This is a genomic window from Lysinibacillus sp. JK80, assembly GCF_027557635.1.
GTDB classification, from domain to species: Bacteria; Bacillota; Bacilli; order Bacillales_A; family Planococcaceae; genus Lysinibacillus; species Lysinibacillus capsici.
Genome location: NZ_CP058997.1, coordinates 3285494 through 3302786 on the forward strand (window position 1 = coordinate 3285494; position 17293 = coordinate 3302786).

General features: G+C 37.7%; 19 protein-coding genes. 6 read left to right on the forward strand and 13 right to left on the reverse strand.

All coding sequences use genetic code 11. The features are described 5' to 3' along the window. Positions 1 to 197: 197 nt before the first annotated feature. On the reverse strand, positions 198 to 962 hold the full coding sequence (locus tag HXV90_RS16500) for a TrmH family RNA methyltransferase (protein WP_269897624.1): 765 nt from the start codon (positions 960 to 962) through the stop codon (positions 198 to 200). A 172-nt stretch (positions 963 to 1134) separates the two neighbouring features. Between HXV90_RS16500 and HXV90_RS16505 the strand changes: the two genes are divergently transcribed. After that, on the forward strand, positions 1135 to 1530 hold the full coding sequence (locus tag HXV90_RS16505) for a (deoxy)nucleoside triphosphate pyrophosphohydrolase (protein ID WP_048393654.1): 396 nt from the start codon (positions 1135 to 1137) through the stop codon (positions 1528 to 1530). Between the two features lie 7 nt (positions 1531 to 1537). Here the strand turns inward: HXV90_RS16505 and HXV90_RS16510 are convergent, their stop codons facing one another. The 3 genes from HXV90_RS16510 to HXV90_RS16520 all read right to left on the reverse strand — a co-directional run bounded on the left by HXV90_RS16510 (position 1538) and on the right by HXV90_RS16520 (position 4806). After that, positions 1538 to 2515 (reverse strand): sensor domain-containing diguanylate cyclase, encoded by a 978-nt coding sequence (locus tag HXV90_RS16510; RefSeq protein ID WP_048393652.1) that lies wholly within the window; start codon positions 2513 to 2515, stop codon positions 1538 to 1540. A gap of 24 nt (positions 2516 to 2539) precedes the next feature. Further along, complete coding sequence (locus HXV90_RS16515) at positions 2540 to 3331, reverse strand: alpha/beta fold hydrolase (protein ID WP_269897625.1); 792 nt, start codon at positions 3329 to 3331, stop codon at positions 2540 to 2542. Positions 3332 to 3456: 125 nt separating this feature from the next. Next, positions 3457 to 4806 (reverse strand): FAD-binding oxidoreductase, encoded by a 1350-nt coding sequence (locus HXV90_RS16520; protein ID WP_054549973.1) that lies wholly within the window; start codon positions 4804 to 4806, stop codon positions 3457 to 3459. Between the two features lie 154 nt (positions 4807 to 4960). Here HXV90_RS16520 and HXV90_RS16525 point away from each other — a divergent pair, with 154 nt between their 5' ends. The 3 genes from HXV90_RS16525 to HXV90_RS16535 all read left to right on the forward strand — a co-directional run bounded on the left by HXV90_RS16525 (position 4961) and on the right by HXV90_RS16535 (position 6870). Next, entirely contained in the window at positions 4961 to 6370 is a 1410-nt protein-coding gene (locus HXV90_RS16525) for a LysM peptidoglycan-binding domain-containing protein (RefSeq protein ID WP_269897626.1), read from the forward strand. Between the two features lie 131 nt (positions 6371 to 6501). Then, entirely contained in the window at positions 6502 to 6666 is a 165-nt protein-coding gene (locus HXV90_RS16530; protein WP_004226371.1) for a YfhD family protein, read from the forward strand. A gap of 12 nt (positions 6667 to 6678) precedes the next feature. Continuing rightward, positions 6679 to 6870, forward strand: coding sequence for an H-type small acid-soluble spore protein (locus tag HXV90_RS16535; protein WP_004226369.1), 192 nt, complete (start codon positions 6679 to 6681; stop codon positions 6868 to 6870). Positions 6871 to 6915: 45 nt separating this feature from the next. Here HXV90_RS16535 and HXV90_RS16540 read toward each other — a convergent pair whose 3' ends face one another. Together HXV90_RS16540 and HXV90_RS16545 are read right to left on the reverse strand one after the other, a co-directional pair. Then, positions 6916 to 9060 carry a bifunctional diguanylate cyclase/phosphodiesterase gene (locus HXV90_RS16540; protein ID WP_269897627.1) on the reverse strand — a complete coding sequence of 715 codons (2145 nt, stop codon included), beginning with the start codon at positions 9058 to 9060 and terminating at the stop codon, positions 6916 to 6918. Positions 9061 to 9258: 198 nt separating this feature from the next. Next, positions 9259 to 9786, reverse strand: a complete 528-nt coding sequence (locus HXV90_RS16545; protein ID WP_269897628.1) for an RNA polymerase sigma factor — start codon at positions 9784 to 9786, stop codon at positions 9259 to 9261. Between the two features lie 238 nt (positions 9787 to 10024). Between HXV90_RS16545 and sspI the strand changes: the two genes are divergently transcribed. Further along, positions 10025 to 10234: a small acid-soluble spore protein SspI gene (gene sspI / locus HXV90_RS16550; RefSeq protein ID WP_066037534.1), complete on the forward strand. Its 210-nt coding sequence runs from the start codon at positions 10025 to 10027 to the stop codon at positions 10232 to 10234. A 78-nt stretch (positions 10235 to 10312) separates the two neighbouring features. Further along, positions 10313 to 11692 carry an FAD-binding oxidoreductase gene (locus HXV90_RS16555; RefSeq protein WP_257960580.1) on the forward strand — a complete coding sequence of 460 codons (1380 nt, stop codon included), beginning with the start codon at positions 10313 to 10315 and terminating at the stop codon, positions 11690 to 11692. A 47-nt stretch (positions 11693 to 11739) separates the two neighbouring features. Here HXV90_RS16555 and HXV90_RS16560 read toward each other — a convergent pair whose 3' ends face one another. Genes HXV90_RS16560 through HXV90_RS16590 form a run of 7 tightly spaced genes read right to left on the reverse strand, consistent with a single transcriptional unit; the run spans position 11740 to position 17247 of the window. After that, a complete protein-coding gene (locus HXV90_RS16560) occupies positions 11740 to 12252 on the reverse strand; it encodes a GNAT family N-acetyltransferase (RefSeq protein ID WP_269897629.1) in 513 nt (170 codons plus the stop codon). A 15-nt stretch (positions 12253 to 12267) separates the two neighbouring features. After that, entirely contained in the window at positions 12268 to 12981 is a 714-nt protein-coding gene (locus HXV90_RS16565) for an amino acid ABC transporter permease (RefSeq protein WP_066037537.1), read from the reverse strand. A gap of 12 nt (positions 12982 to 12993) precedes the next feature. Next, positions 12994 to 13698 carry an amino acid ABC transporter permease gene (locus HXV90_RS16570; protein WP_054549967.1) on the reverse strand — a complete coding sequence of 235 codons (705 nt, stop codon included), beginning with the start codon at positions 13696 to 13698 and terminating at the stop codon, positions 12994 to 12996. A 24-nt stretch (positions 13699 to 13722) separates the two neighbouring features. Further along, positions 13723 to 14547: a transporter substrate-binding domain-containing protein gene (locus HXV90_RS16575; protein WP_269897630.1), complete on the reverse strand. Its 825-nt coding sequence runs from the start codon at positions 14545 to 14547 to the stop codon at positions 13723 to 13725. A 20-nt stretch (positions 14548 to 14567) separates the two neighbouring features. Beyond that, entirely contained in the window at positions 14568 to 14846 is a 279-nt protein-coding gene (locus HXV90_RS16580; RefSeq protein ID WP_004226351.1) for a glutaredoxin family protein, read from the reverse strand. Between the two features lie 13 nt (positions 14847 to 14859). Beyond that, a complete protein-coding gene (locus HXV90_RS16585) occupies positions 14860 to 15873 on the reverse strand; it encodes an LLM class flavin-dependent oxidoreductase (protein WP_269897631.1) in 1014 nt (337 codons plus the stop codon). Positions 15874 to 15918: 45 nt separating this feature from the next. After that, positions 15919 to 17247, reverse strand: a complete 1329-nt coding sequence (locus tag HXV90_RS16590; protein WP_054549964.1) for an LLM class flavin-dependent oxidoreductase — start codon at positions 17245 to 17247, stop codon at positions 15919 to 15921. Positions 17248 to 17293 lie beyond the last annotated feature (46 nt).

Genomic DNA, 17293 nt, shown 5'->3' on the forward strand with positions numbered 1-17293 from the left:
CAGGCTGAATTCAAAACTGCATTGATACGGCGTTGGCTCTCAATCTCTGGCCTACGCTCCCTGTCGTCCATTCACAATCTTTACTACTTCCCGGTCAAAGCATTTATTATTTAAACATACATTTTAGAATAAATTATACAATAATGGACTGTAGCAAATCAAGAGACAACTGCCTCAATCCCACAATGAGCAATTAATTATTTGGCAAAGCCATATAAAACAATACCTGTTGCTACTGCGACGTTTAATGATTCGGCCTGTCCAAAAAGAGGAATGATCATATTTTGATCTGTCATCGCTAATAACTGAGGCTGAATGCCACTTCCTTCATTCCCCATAATAATCGCAAATGCACCCGTATGCTGAATATCACTATACGGCACCGCTTCCTCATCTAATGCAGTACCAAATACTGGTACACCTTGATCCTGTAATATATCTATCCATTCTGCTAAATCTCCACGCACTACCGGAATATGGAAATGCGAACCTTGAGCAGCACGTAGTGTTTTAGGATTATAAAGATCGGCACAGCCTTTTCCTAAAATTACAGCATCTAAACCTGCAGCATCTGCTGTACGAATCATTGTTCCAATGTTACCAGGATCTTGGACAGCATCAATTAATAACACTTTTCGCCAAGTAGTCATCACATTATCCTCTAAGACGGGCTGTTTACATACAGCAAAAACACCTTGGGAAGTTTCTGTCTCCGCAAATTCCTTCGCTACCGCAGTCGATACCTCTACAATAGCTATATCATCGATTGGCCATAACATTGGCAAATCGATACCTTCACGCACTATAATTTGTAATACTTGGTTTTTATTTTTTAATGCTTCTTCAACAAGATGAAAGCCCTCTACTAGGAAATCACCCGAACGTTCACGCTCTTTTCTTGTTGTCGCTAACTTTTTCCAATATTTCACTAACGCATTTTGCGTAGATTCAATTCTCTTCATCGCTACCTCTTACCGCCTTTTTCCTATATATTGACCACTATTATACCCTACGAAATAGCAAATTTCATAGCTAAGTAAGAAAACTGTTATTTTCCTGTGGTGGCAAGTGGCGTACAACTTAAACATGCTATAATCATACATATCTAACGAAGACACAAAGTGAGGTATATAAATGAAAAAAACAATACATGTAGTAGGGGCTATAATTGAAAATGAGCAACAAGAAATTTTCTGTGCTTTAAGAAACCCCCAAATGGTATTAGCAAATTATTGGGAATTCCCTGGCGGTAAAATAGAGCAGGGTGAAACACCAAAACAGGCACTTTCTCGAGAAATTCTTGAGGAATTTAACTGTACGATTCAAGTAGGTAAACAAGTGGCTGTAACACTCCATGAATACGAACAATTTTTCGTTCATTTAGAAACATACAAAGCTTCAATTATTAAAGGCACACCCCAAATTCTAGAACATGCTGAAGCAAGATGGGTTCCCCGCAACCAATTGCTTGACCTTCCATTTGCTCCAGCAGATCTTCCTTCTATTCAAAAATTAATGGCCGAATTGTAAAGGCTAGTCACTTTATCTCATGAAAATGAGTGACTTTGTTTCGTCCGTGCTCTTTCGATCCATACAATGCTTTATCTGCTTTTTTTATCAATGTCGTCTCTGTATCTTCTGAAGTTACTGTGGCAATTCCCATACTGATCGTAAGACTGCCTGTTGGCCAACCATCCTGCTCCACGGTGTGTCTAATTTTTTCGCCGATTTCTATTGCCGCAGGTATCTCGGTCTCAGGTAAGATGATAATAAACTCCTCCCCACCATAACGAGCGACGATATCTTCTAGACGTACTTGTATTTGTAATAGTTGTGCCAATTGTACGAGGACATCGTCTCCAACTTGATGACCATATGTATCATTGACCTTTTTGAAATGATCGATATCTAAAATGCATAACGAAAAAGTTTCTGCTGTCTCATGAAAATGATTAAAATGTTTTTCGAGTTGTTCCTGGAAAAATCTCCTGTTTTTCAAGCCGGTCAGTTTATCAGTCATTGATAATTCTACTAAAGCAGCATTCATTTCCAATAATTTCGCCTGCTGATGTTCTATTTCTACATGAATTTGCTCCAAATTAGCTAATGCACGATCCTTTTCTTGATAGGCAGCCTCAAGTAGTTTTTTGGCTGATCGTAATTCTTGTTCATAATCTATGCGCTTTTTCATCTTTACTAAAATACAATCAATGCGCTCTACCAAATCCTCTTTGTACAATTTGGCATTCATTAAAAACGGAACCGACATTCCGTCCTTCTGTTTGAGATGAATGAATAATTCCTCTACTTGCCCCTCTAGATTAATCATAGGATAAAAATAAGAGTGAAAAATCATCTTATTGGGCGTAGATAGAAGAATTTCTAGATGCATATGTAATAATTCCTCTTGCTCATAGCCGATCCAATCTAGCAGGGTTCGATTGATTTCTGAAATAAGCCCTTCATGTGTGATGGAAAGAAATCCACATGGTGCATTGTTGAGTCGTTTTTCCATTGTTGAAAATCCTTTCATTTTTCCCTACAAAAAATCTGCAATACATTGTATCGTTTCATTTGGGTGACTAATATGTGGATAATGACCTTTTGCTTCCATTAATTGTAACGTGCTATTTTTGAGATGCTGATGCAAATAATCTCCAACACTACTTGGCACAATACTATCTTCCGAGCATTGGATAATTAACGAAGGAACAGAGACCTTTGGTAATTCACTTCGATGATCAGATAAAAATGTGACCTCAGCAAATTCCTTTGCAATGATAGGGTCTGCTGCTATAAAGGTTTGCTTCAATTCCTGTGTTAATGCTGGCTGTTCAGGATTACTCATTGCAATAGGTGCCATATAGCTAGCCCAACCTGTAAAGTTCATTTCCATCATGTCTAGTAACTCTGCTATATCACTTCGCTCAAATCCCCCTCGATAACCATCATCATTTAAATAACAGGGAGAAGGACCAATCATAATCATTTTCTTAAAATAGTCAGGGTGCTGGATAGATGCGAGCAGTCCTATCATGGCACTAATGGAGTGCCCTACAAAAATACTATTTTTTAATGATAGCGTTTCAATAATGTCCAATAAATCTTGTACATAGCCCTGTAACGATTGATATTTCTCTGATGAATAGGCATTTATATCTGAGTTACCTGAGCCTACATAATCGAATAATATAATCTTATATTTGTCCATAAATGCAGGCGTAATGAAACGCCACATATTTTGATCACAGCCAAATCCATGTGCAAAAATAAGTGGTTGGTCCCCTTGTCCGAGTATTGTTACATTATTACGAACAACAATATTTTCCATTCCAATCAATCCTTTTAGAAATATATGTAATAGTTTTATTGTGACCCCTTAAACAGTATTTATCAAGCTAAAACGTGAAAATCAAAAAGGAGCAGGAGTGCCGCTTCACCTGCTCCATTCTCCAGCTACAACCACTTCCTAATAGGTGGGATACTCTGCTGAAATTGAAATACATTATACGGATCATATTTTGTTTTCACTTCACGAAGCCTTCTAAAATTACGTCCGTAATAGGCTGTATGCCAGTCCTTAATATATCGATCTGGAAAATTCACATAATCACCAGACGTATAAGGTGATAAAGCTTGACGTAAATTTTCTACCCACTTAATATTTTGTTCTTCCTCTTTCGGTTTTTTCCAGGAAGTATTATATTCTTGAGCTATTATCGCATTGCGATAGTAATAGGCTGTATGCTGGGGAGCAATTTCACCTACTGCTCCTCTTAAAGACTGTTGCCATATTGTTGTATTTGAATTAGGTGCATGGGCTAAAAATTCTTTCATCCTCTGAATCGCCTTATATGGAAACGGTCTCTCCAAAAATGACCCTGATCTTTTTCGATAGGCAGGCTGATTACCGCTTGGTAAATCAAAAAATTCTATTGCCTTGCTATATGGCACTTCCTTTATCCAAATACTTGTTGGCAAGCCTGTTTTTCTAAGAGGGCGAAGCAATTTCTTTAATTCAGCTGCTGTTCCTATAAACTCACCTTGTGCGACTATCTCACCTACTTCCTTTGTTTTTAGCTCAATCTGTGAGGTTAGACGCTTATCTGTATAGGGAGCCCATTTTTGCCATGCATCAAAGGCCACTTCAAAGTCATCCCATCCCCATGTAATAGAGAACAGTGATACCTCATTAATCGCATGAAGCTTGAATGTCAAAGAAGTGACTATACCAAAATTGCCTCCACCTCCACCACGACTTGCCCAAAACAAATCATGATGTTGTTGCTTATTCGCTCTGATTACCTGAGCACCCTCATGTTCACTAGCTACCACCGTTTCGATTTCAATAAGATTGTCACAAGTTAATCCAAATGGTCGTGATAGCATCCCAATCCCACCACCAAGGGTCAAACCGACCACCCCAACACTACTTTCTGTACCAGCAGGAATGGTAACACCATGCTCCCATAATGTACGGTATACGTTTCCCATATTAGCTCCAGCATCAATTCTAGCCGTCATTTCTGATAGATTTACCGAAATATCATTCATATCACTTACATCAATGACAAGCCCTTTATTTACTAAAGAAAAATTTTCATAGCTATGACGACCACTTCGAATTCTGAAAGGCTCATTGTTTTCTCTAGCCCATTTTAAGGCATTAACCACATCTTTCGTTTTTTGACAAAACACAATGACACTCGGATATTTGGGATTATTTAAATTATTATTCGTTCTCGCTTGTTCATAATCCGAATCTTCAGGCGTGACGATTCTTCCTGTGAGCTTCGCCTTTTTCAACATCAAGCCCCTTTCTCACAATGATACTTATCCTATGCAACTCATTGAGAAAGAATTTAAAATTTCAGCTTTTTTCTAGAATCACACTAAAATACTCTTTTTCACACTTGAAACATATGATGCACTAATAACAACAACGTGTTGGAGGTGTTCTATGCTTATCCATGTGGTAAGTGCTGGCGAAACACTGTGGCAAATCGCTAATCGTTATGCTGTACCCGTACAATCTATTAGCCAATTAAATGCATTAGCTACTCCTGATCAATTAGCCATCGGACAATCACTGGTTATCCCTTCTCCTTATACAATTTATACCGTTCAAAAAGGAGATACGTTATGGTCAATCGCACAGAAATTTAGCGTTCCCTTGCAATCTATCATATTAGAAAATCATCTAACGAATCCCGATCAATTAACACCAGGAACGAAATTAATTATTCCACCCATTGTTCATATCGTGCAGCCAGGAGAAACTTTATGGCAAATAGCACAGCGCTATGGTACGACCGTTCAAGCCATTACTATAGAAAATAAACTAAACACTCCAAATATGCTTTATGTTGGTTCACAATTGATGATTCCAAGAAAATTACCAACGATTGAAGTCAATGCTTATTCCTACCAACCTTCAGATGAAGCTGTAGACTCCATTAATGCTATTGGTCATCTACTAACTTATTTTAGTCCTTTTGCTTATAAGATGAAGGAAGATGGGACATTACAGCCCATTAATGATGAAAATATGATAGCGGCAGCAAAGGCTAAACATATTATCCCAATGTTAACGCTCACTAATTTTACTTCTACAGAAGAAGGCTCTAATTTAGTACATGTCGTCTTGTCCAGTCCAGAGTTAAGTAAAAAGGTCATGAATAATGTATTACAGGTGATGCAAGATAAAGGTTATCAAGTATTAAATATTGATTTTGAAAATGTTTTACCTGCTGATCGCGAAAATTTCAATGCCTTTATTCAATTGGCTGTGGATACCCTTCATCCAAAAGGCTATTTAGTTTCAACAGCGCTCGCACCTAAAACAAGTGCTTCACAAACTGGGACATTATATGAAGCGCATGATTACGAAGCACATGGGAGAATAGCAGATTTTGTTGTATTAATGACATATGAATGGGGCTATCGTCTTGGCCCTCCACAAGCTATTTCCCCGATTAATGAAATGCGAAGAGTCGTGGAGTATGCTTTAACTGAAATACCAGCTGATAAAATCTTATTGGGTTTTGAGTTGTATGCGCGTGATTGGCTCCTACCTCATGTCAAAGGCCAAGAAGCCGAAACGTTTAGCCCCCAGGAAGCGCTCAATAGGGCCATCAAGTACGGGGCAACAATCCAATATGATCCAACGGCCCAATCTCCTTTTTATCGATATGTTGATGAGCAAGGAAGGCAGCACGAGGTATGGTTTGAAGATGCGAGAAGTGCACAAGCCAAATTCGACATGACTAAACATTACAATTTACGTGGCATTAGTTATTGGGCATTAGGATTCCCGTTTCCTCAAAATTGGGTTTTATTAAACGATAATTTTTCTGTTAAAAAATCTTAATACTCATTATTGTTCGCAATAAACAAAGAGCTATGCGAATTTTTCCTTGTGAAGTGCGATCTGTGCTGACGGGATAAAAAGTTCATTTCAAAGCCATATTAATTTATATCAACAGGAAAGGAGCAACTCACATGGGAAGAGACAATAAACAAGGTCAAAGCAATAATAAAGGCTCATTACCTCAAACGCCAAAAAACCAAAAGATTGCACCAAACAAGGTGAGTGAGGAATTTTCTCAAGAGTTTATGGAGCTAATTAACACAGTCACGCAAAATAAGAATAAGCAGAAAAAATAAGGGGGGCTTCAGTTGGATTTTCAACGTGCACAAGAAATTGTCGCCTCACCTTTAGAATTTGAAGTGAGCTATAATGGTGTTTCCATCTGGATCGATCAGCTCCACGATGATGAAAAAACAGCGACAGTTCACCTACGCCGTTCTTTAGAAGAGCGATCTGAAGTAGCTATATCCGAATTAAAAGAAGAATATCTCGTTCACTAAACAGCAAGAACCTGCTTACTCAATAGCAATAAGCAGGTTCTTTTTTTAAATACTATAATCTTCAATATATTGAAGTTGTGTTAATACTTCCTCCACACGATGATGTAAATCTTTATAGGTTTCCGTAATTTGCTGTGGGGATATTGGCTTACTGAATAGATAGCCCTGAATATAATCACAGCCACCATCTATTAGAAAAGATAATTGCTCCACTTCTTCAATGCCCTCTGCCACAACCTTCAAACGTAAATGTTTAGCCATCGAAATAATCATGGAAACAAGTGCTTCATCATTCGGATTATGTGGCACGTTTCTCACAAATGTTCGGTCAATTTTTAAACAATCAATTGGGAATTCCTTTAAATAAGATAGAGAGGAATAACCTGTTCCAAAATCATCTACAGCAATTTGGATGCCTAATGCCTTTAACTCATGTAATAGCTGTGTCATTTGATCAATATTCATCGTCATACTTTCTGTAATTTCTAATTGTAAAAATGACGGATCTAAATTGGTACGATGTAAAATATCTTGTACCATTTCTACTAAATCCTGTTGAAATAACTGGCCAAGTGATAAATTCACTGCCACTTTCATCGGAGGTAAGCCTTGTTTCTCCCATATTTTCGCTTGAGTGCATGCGTTTTCTAAAATCCATTTACCTAGCGGGATAATAAGACCACATTCTTCAGCAATAGGAATAAAGATATCAGGTGGAACAAAGCCCCGAGTTGGATGACGCCAACGAACCAAAGCTTCGACCGATTCAATGGTGCCTGTTTTTAAGTTGACCTGTGGTTGATAGTCTAAATAAAATTCATTATTGGCTAACGCATTATGTAAGTCTTGCTCTAACAATATTCGATCTGCAATACCTTTAGACATGTATGGTTTATAAAAAAGAAATCTTTGAGGTATTTGTCTAGCTTCTCGCATCGCTAACTGTGCATGCATTAATAGCTCTTCACCAGTCCATTGCTCCTCATAGAGAGCAATCCCAATATTTAGACTGCCATTCAATGAAAATAATTGGACCTGTAAAGGATCTGTCATGGCACTTTTAAGATTTAAGCAAAATTGTAGTAGTTCCTCAATCGTCTTTACATGGTCAATATAAATAACAAATTGTCCTTCACGCAGTTTAGTTGCAAAATAATGTGGAGGTACAATCGATTGAATTCGCTCTGCAACAAGCTTCATCATTTTATTAGAGTTACTAATCCCAATGGACGAACGAATCGCCGCAAAGCGATCAATTTCTATGGCAATGATAGCCTTTTGCGCTTTATGTTCATGTAAATTTTCTTTTAACGTCTTTAGTAAAAAATGTTCATTTGGCAACAATGTAATGTCATCATGATAAGCTTGAAATCGAAGCTCCTGTTGAGATTGTTCAAGATCCTTTTTTATTTTCAACAGCTGCTGAAAGGGTTTTTCCACAGATGTATAGTAAATCGCCTTTAGGAAAAAATAGAATGCTAAAAACTGATAAATCAGTGCTGAGAAATCCCATAATGCATTTTGATCTTGACTAACAATAAAGAAGACATCACTCACAATAAGGGAAATAGCTGCGCTAATTAGCCACATGGAACGCTTCGGTAATTTTTTTACATATGTACTAACAATAGCAATGGTTAAAATTTGAAGAATAATAGCAATTAAGTGTACCATATTATCAATCGTATCTAACCAATTTTTAGGCAATACTTTGGGCGAATAATAAGCCAGAAAAACGCTTCCTAGAACGAAAAGCATCGAACAACCATATGTCAGTATCCGATGATTCATGGTTAATCGCTTTTTAGGGTTTAAAATAATAAGTATAAATCCAATGGCTAAGTATAAACGTATTAATATATGTAGGGGCTCGTTCATAAAGTTCCATTCTCTCGATTGGCTAAAAAACAAGCTAACTAATTCTAATAAGGCAATAATGAAAAACATGTTTCCTATGTATAAAGTTTGATTGGATAATAAGTGTGAAAATACTAAATAGGATTGGATCGCAATTGCCATTGTAAAAACAATGATTAATATTTGTATCACCAATTTTATATCTTGATACATGTTACCTTGGAAAACACCATATATTTGATTGCTAAAGCTCAGTAATGGTATGACAAGTAATAAGGGTAATACCATGTACCAAATTTCTTTTTTCTCTATCTGATTAAACCATCTCTCCACTCCAAACCCTCCATACTACTATATAAACATTCACTAGGAAATTTTATCTATCTATATCGATTATTTAAATTTGAATTGTATATTTCTTTGACTTCTTACAAATCATAACACTTTTATCGGAATTTGTATGCACCTATGTGAAGTATGCTAATATTCATTTTATTTCAATATTAGCATACTTTTGATATTTTTAGTTCTTTATTCCACCCTGGAAAGTTGATGTTTCAATCTCTGGATGATTCTACCTCTTCTTTTTTTAATAGCAACAGCGGATAAGCCTAATGCATTAGCTATTTCTTGATCACTGTAACCTTCTACATAATAAAGTAGTAATATTTCTCTTTCTATCTGCTTAAGCTGAGACAACTTAATTTCAAGTAAGCTAGGATTTTTTTGATTGTCCCATCCCTCCATATCACTAAGAATAAAATTGAGTGTTTCACCATCAACAACCGTTATTCGCTCTGAATAGTTTTTTTCCTTTGATAATTCATTTAGAATCTCACCTTTTATCGAAGAATAAAGATAAGCAGAAAATTGTCCCTTTGCTGGATCTGCTTTTAGCCATGCCCTCCATACCGCAATAGAAGCAATATGACGATAGTAATCAAAATCCTTGTAAATATGAAGCTGCGTAAAAATGGCTGTAATCATTGGTTGCACAGCCTCTAAAATTTCTTCAAACGATTGTGTTAATGAAAGTTTGCGATTGTTGCGAATGGACATACCACTCTTCCTGTCAACTGTGCACAGTTTAATATTCCTAGGTAACACAATCTTAGACTGTCATGTTGTTTGAGAGCTAATGCCCATTTTCAACATTTCAACGCGCAGAAAGAATAAAATGCCTGGCATATTTAGTCATAATTCCTCCAAAGTTATTGCAAAAATTATCTATTTTCTTTGGTATTTCATACATATTTAAACGATAGTTGGACAAATTACTACTAAGGAGGCGATATAGATGAATTTTCAAATAAGAGATGCAATTACAGCGAATGTACATGGTCAATCTGCCGCAGAATTCAAAGACATTGTGGAAGATGCTATTAATCGTGGAGAAGAGCATTTACTACCAGGGCTTGGGGTGTTTTTTGAAAAATGGTGGAAGCAATCCAGTCCAACAGAACAAGATGAATTTGTTCAAAAACTAGAAAAAGTATTTGCTAACTGATTTTTAATGAACTGTGCATTCCATTTCCAATAAATGCGTGATAAAGTTTTACTTATCAGAAAATTTGGAGGGATTGGAATGACTGTTGCAGTAGAATTACTTGTCAATCAACTCAAACAGGTTTTATTAGAAGAACAAGTGTCAACAAACGAAACGGTACGACAGCTACATGGAAAGGATGAATCTCATCATATGATGAGATTACCTGATATCGTTGTCTTTCCCCGTTCCACAGCTGATGTCAGTGCCATCTTAAAAATTGCACATGCACAACGTGTACCAGTTGTACCATTCGGTGTTGGCTCCAGCTTAGAAGGAAACGCGATTCCTATTGCACATGGTATTTCTATTGATTTCTCTGAAATGAATAAGATTTTAGAAGTTCGACCTGACGACCTTCTTGTAAAAGTTCAGCCTGGCGTCACACGCTCTCAACTGAATAAGGAGTTAAAAAAACACGGTCTACAATTCACAGTGGATCCAGGTGCAGATGCAACACTAGGTGGCATGGCTGCGACGAATGCTAGTGGTACGACTGCTGTGCGTTACGGTGTTATGCGTGATCAGGTTCGTGATTTAGAGGTTGTCCTTGCAGATGGCTCTGTCATCCATACAGGTAATTTAGCCGCGAAATCCTCTTCTGGTTACCATTTAAATGGTCTATTTGTCGGCTCTGAAGGAACACTTGGCTGCTTTACGGAGTTAACGTTAAAAGTGTATGGTATACCTGAATTTGTGACAGCGGGGCGAGCTGTTTTTGACACAGTTGGAGATGCTGTTAGTGCTGTTACCGCCTTATTACAGGCTGGTATTTCAATTGGTCGAGTGGAATTGGTCGATGAATCCTCTATGAAGCAGGCCAATGTCTATAACGATACATCCTTTAGCGAAAAACCAACATTGTTTTTAGAATTCCACGGAAACGAAGCGGGTATGCATGCGGACATCGCATTTGCTACAGAAATTTTTGAGGACTACAGCTGTCTATCCGTCGAATTCGAGCAAGATAATGCTGCTCGTAATAAGCTTTGGGAAGCACGACATTCTTTAGCCTATGCATATATTCATGCTTATCCTGGTAAGAAGCTCATGTCAACGGATGTCTGTGTACCAATCTCTGTGCTTGCTGAAACCATTTTATATGCACGAGAACAGCTTGATCATGTTGGACTCGCAGGTGGGCTTGTGGGCCACGTGGGCGATGGAAATTTCCATGCACTTTTAATGTTAAATCCAAATGACGCCGAGGAGCAGGCAAAAGCGGATCGCTTCAATGAACAAATTGTGCAATATGCATTACTTCGAGGTGGCACATGTACGGGCGAGCATGGTGTTGGCATTGGCAAAATGAAATACCAAGCCACTGAGCATGGTACCTCTTTAGTCGTCATGAAAAGCATAAAAGCAGCGCTTGATCCACTTAACATTATGAATCCAGGAAAGATTTTCACACTATAATTAACATTAAAACCCGCTGATTGACTAGAGCATCAGCGGGTTTATCATTATAAATCATAACGGAAGCTCTTGACTAATATATCTCCCTTGTAAAATTCCTTCGACTCATCTCGCACAAAACCTAATGATAAGTAAAGATTTATGGCAGCCTGCATCATATCACCTGAGTGTAAATAAAGTGCCTGATCCTGTCTTTTTCTAGCAAAGGCAAAACTTTCATTTAATAATTTCTTAGCAACCCCTTGCCCTCTGCCTTTTGGATGCACACCTAATAAGCGCACAATCGTCGATTGAATATTTAGCTCTGGCAAGCCATACGCTTTCCCTGCATCCGTAAATAGTTGTAATCCACCTAATATGTCATCTCCGCGTTTTGCAATTAGAATTGTTTCTGCATTCGGATTACCAACCGAAGCACGGATATCACTTAAATATGATTGCCAGCGCTCTGGGTCTTCATAGTCCTTTTCATATTGCGCATAGCTCTCAACTAAAACTTCAAGATAGCTTGCATAATCTTCCTTTTGTAAATGTTCAATCACAATGTTCGCTACTGTCACTCTAATTTCCCCTTTCTATGATGAAAAACCGCCTTTACTATAGGCTGTTACTCTTTTTTCAATACGGTGTGAAACCCATTCTACTATGATTGAAATTCCCCAATAAATAAGACCAACAGCAATAAATGACTCTAAAAACTTTAAGTTCATGGAAGCAATAATATTTGCCACACCGGTCAATTCTTTAATGGATAGGAAAAATGCTAATGATGTAGCATGTAAAAAACCAATAAAAACATTCGTCAAGTTGGGAATAGATTGCCCAAATGCTTGTGGTAAAATATAACGTCGCATCGCTTGAGGAAATGTTAATCCAATCGCATATGCTGCTTCTAATTGTCCTTTAGGTACAGCTAATATCCCTGAACGAATAATTTCTGAGGCATAAGCCCCTGCACTAAGTGTTAAGGCTAGTATGACAAAAAATAAAATAGGAATAGAATTTGATTGTATCTTTAAATGAAGCAAATTAGCTACACTATCAACTAGCATTGGCAAGCCAAAATAAACGAGCATGATATGCATAATGATAGGTGTTCCTCTGAAAAATGAAACATAAAAATTAAGTACAGATGAGACTATTTTTATCTGTTGAATGCGCACGAAAGCTACAATTATGCCAATAACGATTCCTAATAAAACAGGTGTAATAGTCATGAATAAGGTTAACGGTATTACTTTACTAATTTCTCGTAATGCTTCTACTATAAAAGCGATATCAATGGTCATAGCATATTCCCCCTATTGTGAAGCAAGCTCCTTTGGCATATAGCGATTAAAATAGCGTTCATTAAATTTAAATACTTTTTCAAGGATTATCACGATGACATAGTAAACAATTGACAAAGCTACATAGATTTCAAACGCTCGTGTCGTAGAAGCAATCAAGGTTTCTCCCCTCCCCACCATATCCATTACACCGATGGAGAATGCTAACGATGTATCTTTTAATGAACTAATCATTGTATTTGCTATATTTGGAAAAGCAACACGTATTGCCTGTGGAAAAACAATTCGCATAAAAGCTTGTGATCCACTTAAGCCTACTGAATAGGCCGCCTCCATTTGACCCCGATCAACGGTTAAAATTGCTGCACGAAATATTTCGGCAAAGGCTGCCGCATTGCTGAATGTGTACGTAATAATAACAAAATACATTGCATCCATTCGTGTCACATCAATATGAATGAGCTTTAACAATGCGGGTATACCGTAAAATACTAAGAACAACTGCACTAAAATGGGTGTACCACGAATAAAGGATATATAGATTGTAATAATTTGCTTCAATATCGGTATGTGAAGTAGCTTTGGTATGGCTAGCACAATCCCAAGCATCATACCAAAAAGTATGGAGAATACTAGAATCTCGAAAGTTATGGGTAAATACTGAAGCAATGTTGGAAGTACTTCCGCAATTAGCACGACATCAAAGTTATTTTCCATACTGCCATCTTCCTTTCCTATTCATTAGAAGTCTACTGTATAATCATCACCCAACCACTTTTTACTAAGCTCACTCACTACCCCCTCATTCTTTAATTCAACGATTGCTTCATCTAAGCGCTCCTGTAACTTCACTTCATCTTTATTGAGTAAAAAGTAGACCTTTGAATTTAATAATGCATCACCTACAACCTTTTGCTGTGCCTCATTGCTTTCGTTATAGTATCGAACAGCAAACGGTGTGGTAATAATGGCATCAATTCGTCCCGTTGCAAGTTGATTATTAACATCAACTGAGCCAGAAGAATAAACGATATTTGCTCCTAAATTATGCTCTTTATTATACTTTTCAATAAAAACAGCAGAATTACTTGTTGGTGAAACACTCACATTTTTCCCTTTTAAATCCTCAATGGATTGAATTGCATTATTTTTCTCGTTGACTGTCACCTTTAATGGGAAAACATTATACGGCTCTTTATTAAATAAAAACTTCTCTTCACGCTCACTATTAACTTCCATTTGATGGGCAATAAAATCTATTTTTCTTGTTTCTAAACTTAGTAATAAATTGGAGAATTCCATTGTTTTAAATTCAAACTCATATTCTGGTAGCTTCTCATCAATTGCACGAACAAGCTCTACATCATAACCAGTTAAATGTCCCTTGTCATCTAAAAAACAGATGTTTGGAAACTGAGTTCCCGTACCAACTATAATTTTTTGAACATCCTTGCCACTCTGTGCTGTTTTTTGAGCACTTGCGTCACCAACTGTTTTTTCTGAGTTTGCACACGCAGTTAATAGCGCTGCTAGCACAAGTAGCAAATAAAATGATATTTTTTTCATAAGATTCCTCTCTCCTTCTGTTATGCATATGAGGGTAGATTCACAGCAAGTGCCTTCTGTAGATGCTCTAAACCAATTGCCGTTACAGCTCTATAGATACCTGTTTCACTTGACCCGATTTCTACAACAGGCACATGTCGAACCCCATACTTTATATCAAGGATGTCTCTAAAATTATCATTAGACGTGACATCAACTGTTTTGTAGGAAATATGTCGTTCTTGTAGATATGCTTTTATTTCCTCGCAATAACTACAACCTTGCTTCGACCAAATGATTATATCTAAACTTTTTGTCATATCATGACCTCCCTTAGATTACCTTCACCTTTTGCTGTAACTGCAAATGGACAGGACTTAAAAGCTCAAACGAACGTTGACGTTCAAATTCCTTCAAGATGGGCGTATGCAAAATAAATTCATCAATTTGGAATCGTACATGGTAGTCATCTAAATTGGCTCTAATGTCTTCTGCTGTACCGTATAAAATATCAGCCTCATACTGCTCCACCGTGTATTCCTCTCCAGATTCCTGACCAAATTTCTCTGCTAGCTCTACTGATTGTAGCGTCAGGCTTCTGCCACTTGCTAAATGCACCTTTGTAATTTTTTGATCTCCTATTAGTGCTTTCGCTTCCTCTTTACTTGGGGCAGCAAGTGCAGCAATGGAAATCGCAAAAGTGCCGTTTGGATGATGACTGCGATAGATTCTAGCCGCTTGCGCCAAAACATCATTATCACTATTAATAAATCGAGCAAAGACAAATGCAATGCCTAGTTTTCCTGCAAGAGCAGCACTTTCAGGGCTAGCGCCAAGCAAAAATAATGTCGGCTTTGCCTTTGGAATCGGCGTTGCTTGTATGCCATATAATTCGTGCTCTTTTGGTATGGATTGCTCAATTAATTGCTGTAAAAATATTAGTCTCTCTTCAAAATCTTCCCCTTGATTGAGTGTGCCATATTGTAGAGCCTTCGTGGAAAGTGGCAAGCCACCAGGGGCTTTACCGATTCCTAAATCTACACGTCCTGGCTCCAATGATGCTAGAACATGGAAATTTTCTGCTACTTTATAGGGACTATAATGCTGTAGCATAACCCCACCTGATCCAATTTGAATGGATTTGGTTTTGGCAAGTAAATAAGAAACCAATACTTCTGGAGAAGAACCTGCTAATGACTCTGTATGATGATGCTCCGATACCCAAAAACGTGAATAGCCTAACTGCTCAGCTCGTTGTGCTAAAGTCACCGTTTTTTGTAATGTTTGTTCATTGCTTGCTCCTTCAATAATAGGGCTTTGATCTAATATGCCTAATGTATAACTCATACAACCCCTCCTAATTTCTTTTATTCAAATAAATTTACTAGGTTTTTAGACAGACTGTTTAACATAGCGACTTTCCTTGAATGGTAAACCTAAATTCCCACGCAAAGTATCTGCCTCATAATCTTTACGATATAGCCCTCTTGCTTGTAAAATTGGCACTACTTTATCAACAAAATCTTCAAGAGCACCAGGTACTGTCACGCCAATAATAAAACCATCTGCTGCTTCCTTTTCAAACCATTCTTGTACAAGATCTGCTACTTGCTCAGCTGTCCCAAAAAAGGCTGTTTTTGGTGTCGCCTCGCGTAAAGCGACTTGACGTAATGTCAGACCCTCCTGCTTAGCATAACGTTTAATATAATCGGTTGTGCTTCTAAAGCTATTGGCTCCAATATCCCCTAGATCAGGAAACGGTGCATCCACATCGTATTGGGTAAAATCATGATGGTCGAAGTAACGTCCAAGATAAGCAAGAGCACGGTCTATGGAAACTAACTCAACAATTTCTTGATATTTCGCCTCTGCTTCCTCCACCGTATCGCCAATAATTGGTGATATACCTGGAAAAATCTTTACTTCTTCGGGATTTCGTCCAAATGTTGCCACCTCTTTTTTTACTCTCGAGTAAAATTTCTGTGCCTCTTCAATAGATGCCCCATGTGTGAAAATGGCATCTGCATCTTTTGCAGCTAATCGAATGCCCGCATCAGACGACCCAGCCTGGAAAATAACGGGCTGGCCTTGCTTTGTTCGACCAATATTGAGTGGTCCTTGGACTGAAAAATATCGCCCTTTATGATGTAATGTGTGTAATTTTTCTGGATCAAAAAATTGATCTTTGTTGACATCTGCAATAAACGCATCATCATCCCACGAGTCCCATAAGCCTTTGACAACCTCTAAGTATTCTTCCGCAATGAGATAGCGTTCTGCATGGCTAGGATGTTGGTCGATTGTTTTGTTATAGTTCAAAGCAGTACTTTCTAATGGTGTCGTTACAACATTCCATCCAGCACGCCCAGCACTAATATGATCTAATGAAGCGAATTGGCGTGCTACTGTAAATGGTTCGCTATAGGAAGTTGAGACTGTTCCAACTAAACCAATGTTTTTCGTCGCTACTGCTAAAGCCGATAAGATTGTAATAGGTTCAAATCGATTTAAAAAATGAGGGATGGATTTTTCGTTAATAAATAAACCATCCGCAATAAATGCTACATCAAATTTTCCCTGCTCTGCTTTCTGAGCCTGCTGAATATAGAAAGGTAAGCTTACACTTTGATTGCTCGCCACCTTTGGATGACGCCAACCAGAAATATTTCCTCCTACCCCATGAATAATTGCTCCAAATCGAATTTTATCCTGTCTAGCCATGTCAATTCCTCCTCAATCTTTATTTTACTAAACATAGTGGTTAAGT

Coding starts and splice junctions, on each gene's coding strand:
- HXV90_RS16500 (WP_269897624.1), bottom strand. CDS start 962: ATGAAGAGAATTGAATCTACGCAAAATGCGTTAGTGAAATATTGGAAA.
- HXV90_RS16505 (WP_048393654.1), top strand. CDS start 1,135: ATGAAAAAAACAATACATGTAGTAGGGGCTATAATTGAAAATGAGCAA.
- HXV90_RS16510 (WP_048393652.1), bottom strand. CDS start 2,515: ATGGAAAAACGACTCAACAATGCACCATGTGGATTTCTTTCCATCACA.
- HXV90_RS16515 (WP_269897625.1), bottom strand. CDS start 3,331: ATGGAAAATATTGTTGTTCGTAATAATGTAACAATACTCGGACAAGGG.
- HXV90_RS16525 (WP_269897626.1), top strand. CDS start 4,961: ATGCTTATCCATGTGGTAAGTGCTGGCGAAACACTGTGGCAAATCGCT.
- HXV90_RS16530 (WP_004226371.1), top strand. CDS start 6,502: ATGGGAAGAGACAATAAACAAGGTCAAAGCAATAATAAAGGCTCATTA.
- HXV90_RS16545 (WP_269897628.1), bottom strand. CDS start 9,786: ATGTCCATTCGCAACAATCGCAAACTTTCATTAACACAATCGTTTGAA.
- sspI (WP_066037534.1), top strand. CDS start 10,025: ATGAATTTTCAAATAAGAGATGCAATTACAGCGAATGTACATGGTCAA.
- HXV90_RS16555 (WP_257960580.1), top strand. CDS start 10,313: ATGACTGTTGCAGTAGAATTACTTGTCAATCAACTCAAACAGGTTTTA.
- HXV90_RS16565 (WP_066037537.1), bottom strand. CDS start 12,981: ATGACCATTGATATCGCTTTTATAGTAGAAGCATTACGAGAAATTAGT.
- HXV90_RS16570 (WP_054549967.1), bottom strand. CDS start 13,698: ATGGAAAATAACTTTGATGTCGTGCTAATTGCGGAAGTACTTCCAACA.
- HXV90_RS16575 (WP_269897630.1), bottom strand. CDS start 14,547: ATGAAAAAAATATCATTTTATTTGCTACTTGTGCTAGCAGCGCTATTA.
- HXV90_RS16580 (WP_004226351.1), bottom strand. CDS start 14,846: ATGACAAAAAGTTTAGATATAATCATTTGGTCGAAGCAAGGTTGTAGT.
- HXV90_RS16585 (WP_269897631.1), bottom strand. CDS start 15,873: ATGAGTTATACATTAGGCATATTAGATCAAAGCCCTATTATTGAAGGA.
- HXV90_RS16590 (WP_054549964.1), bottom strand. CDS start 17,247: ATGGCTAGACAGGATAAAATTCGATTTGGAGCAATTATTCATGGGGTA.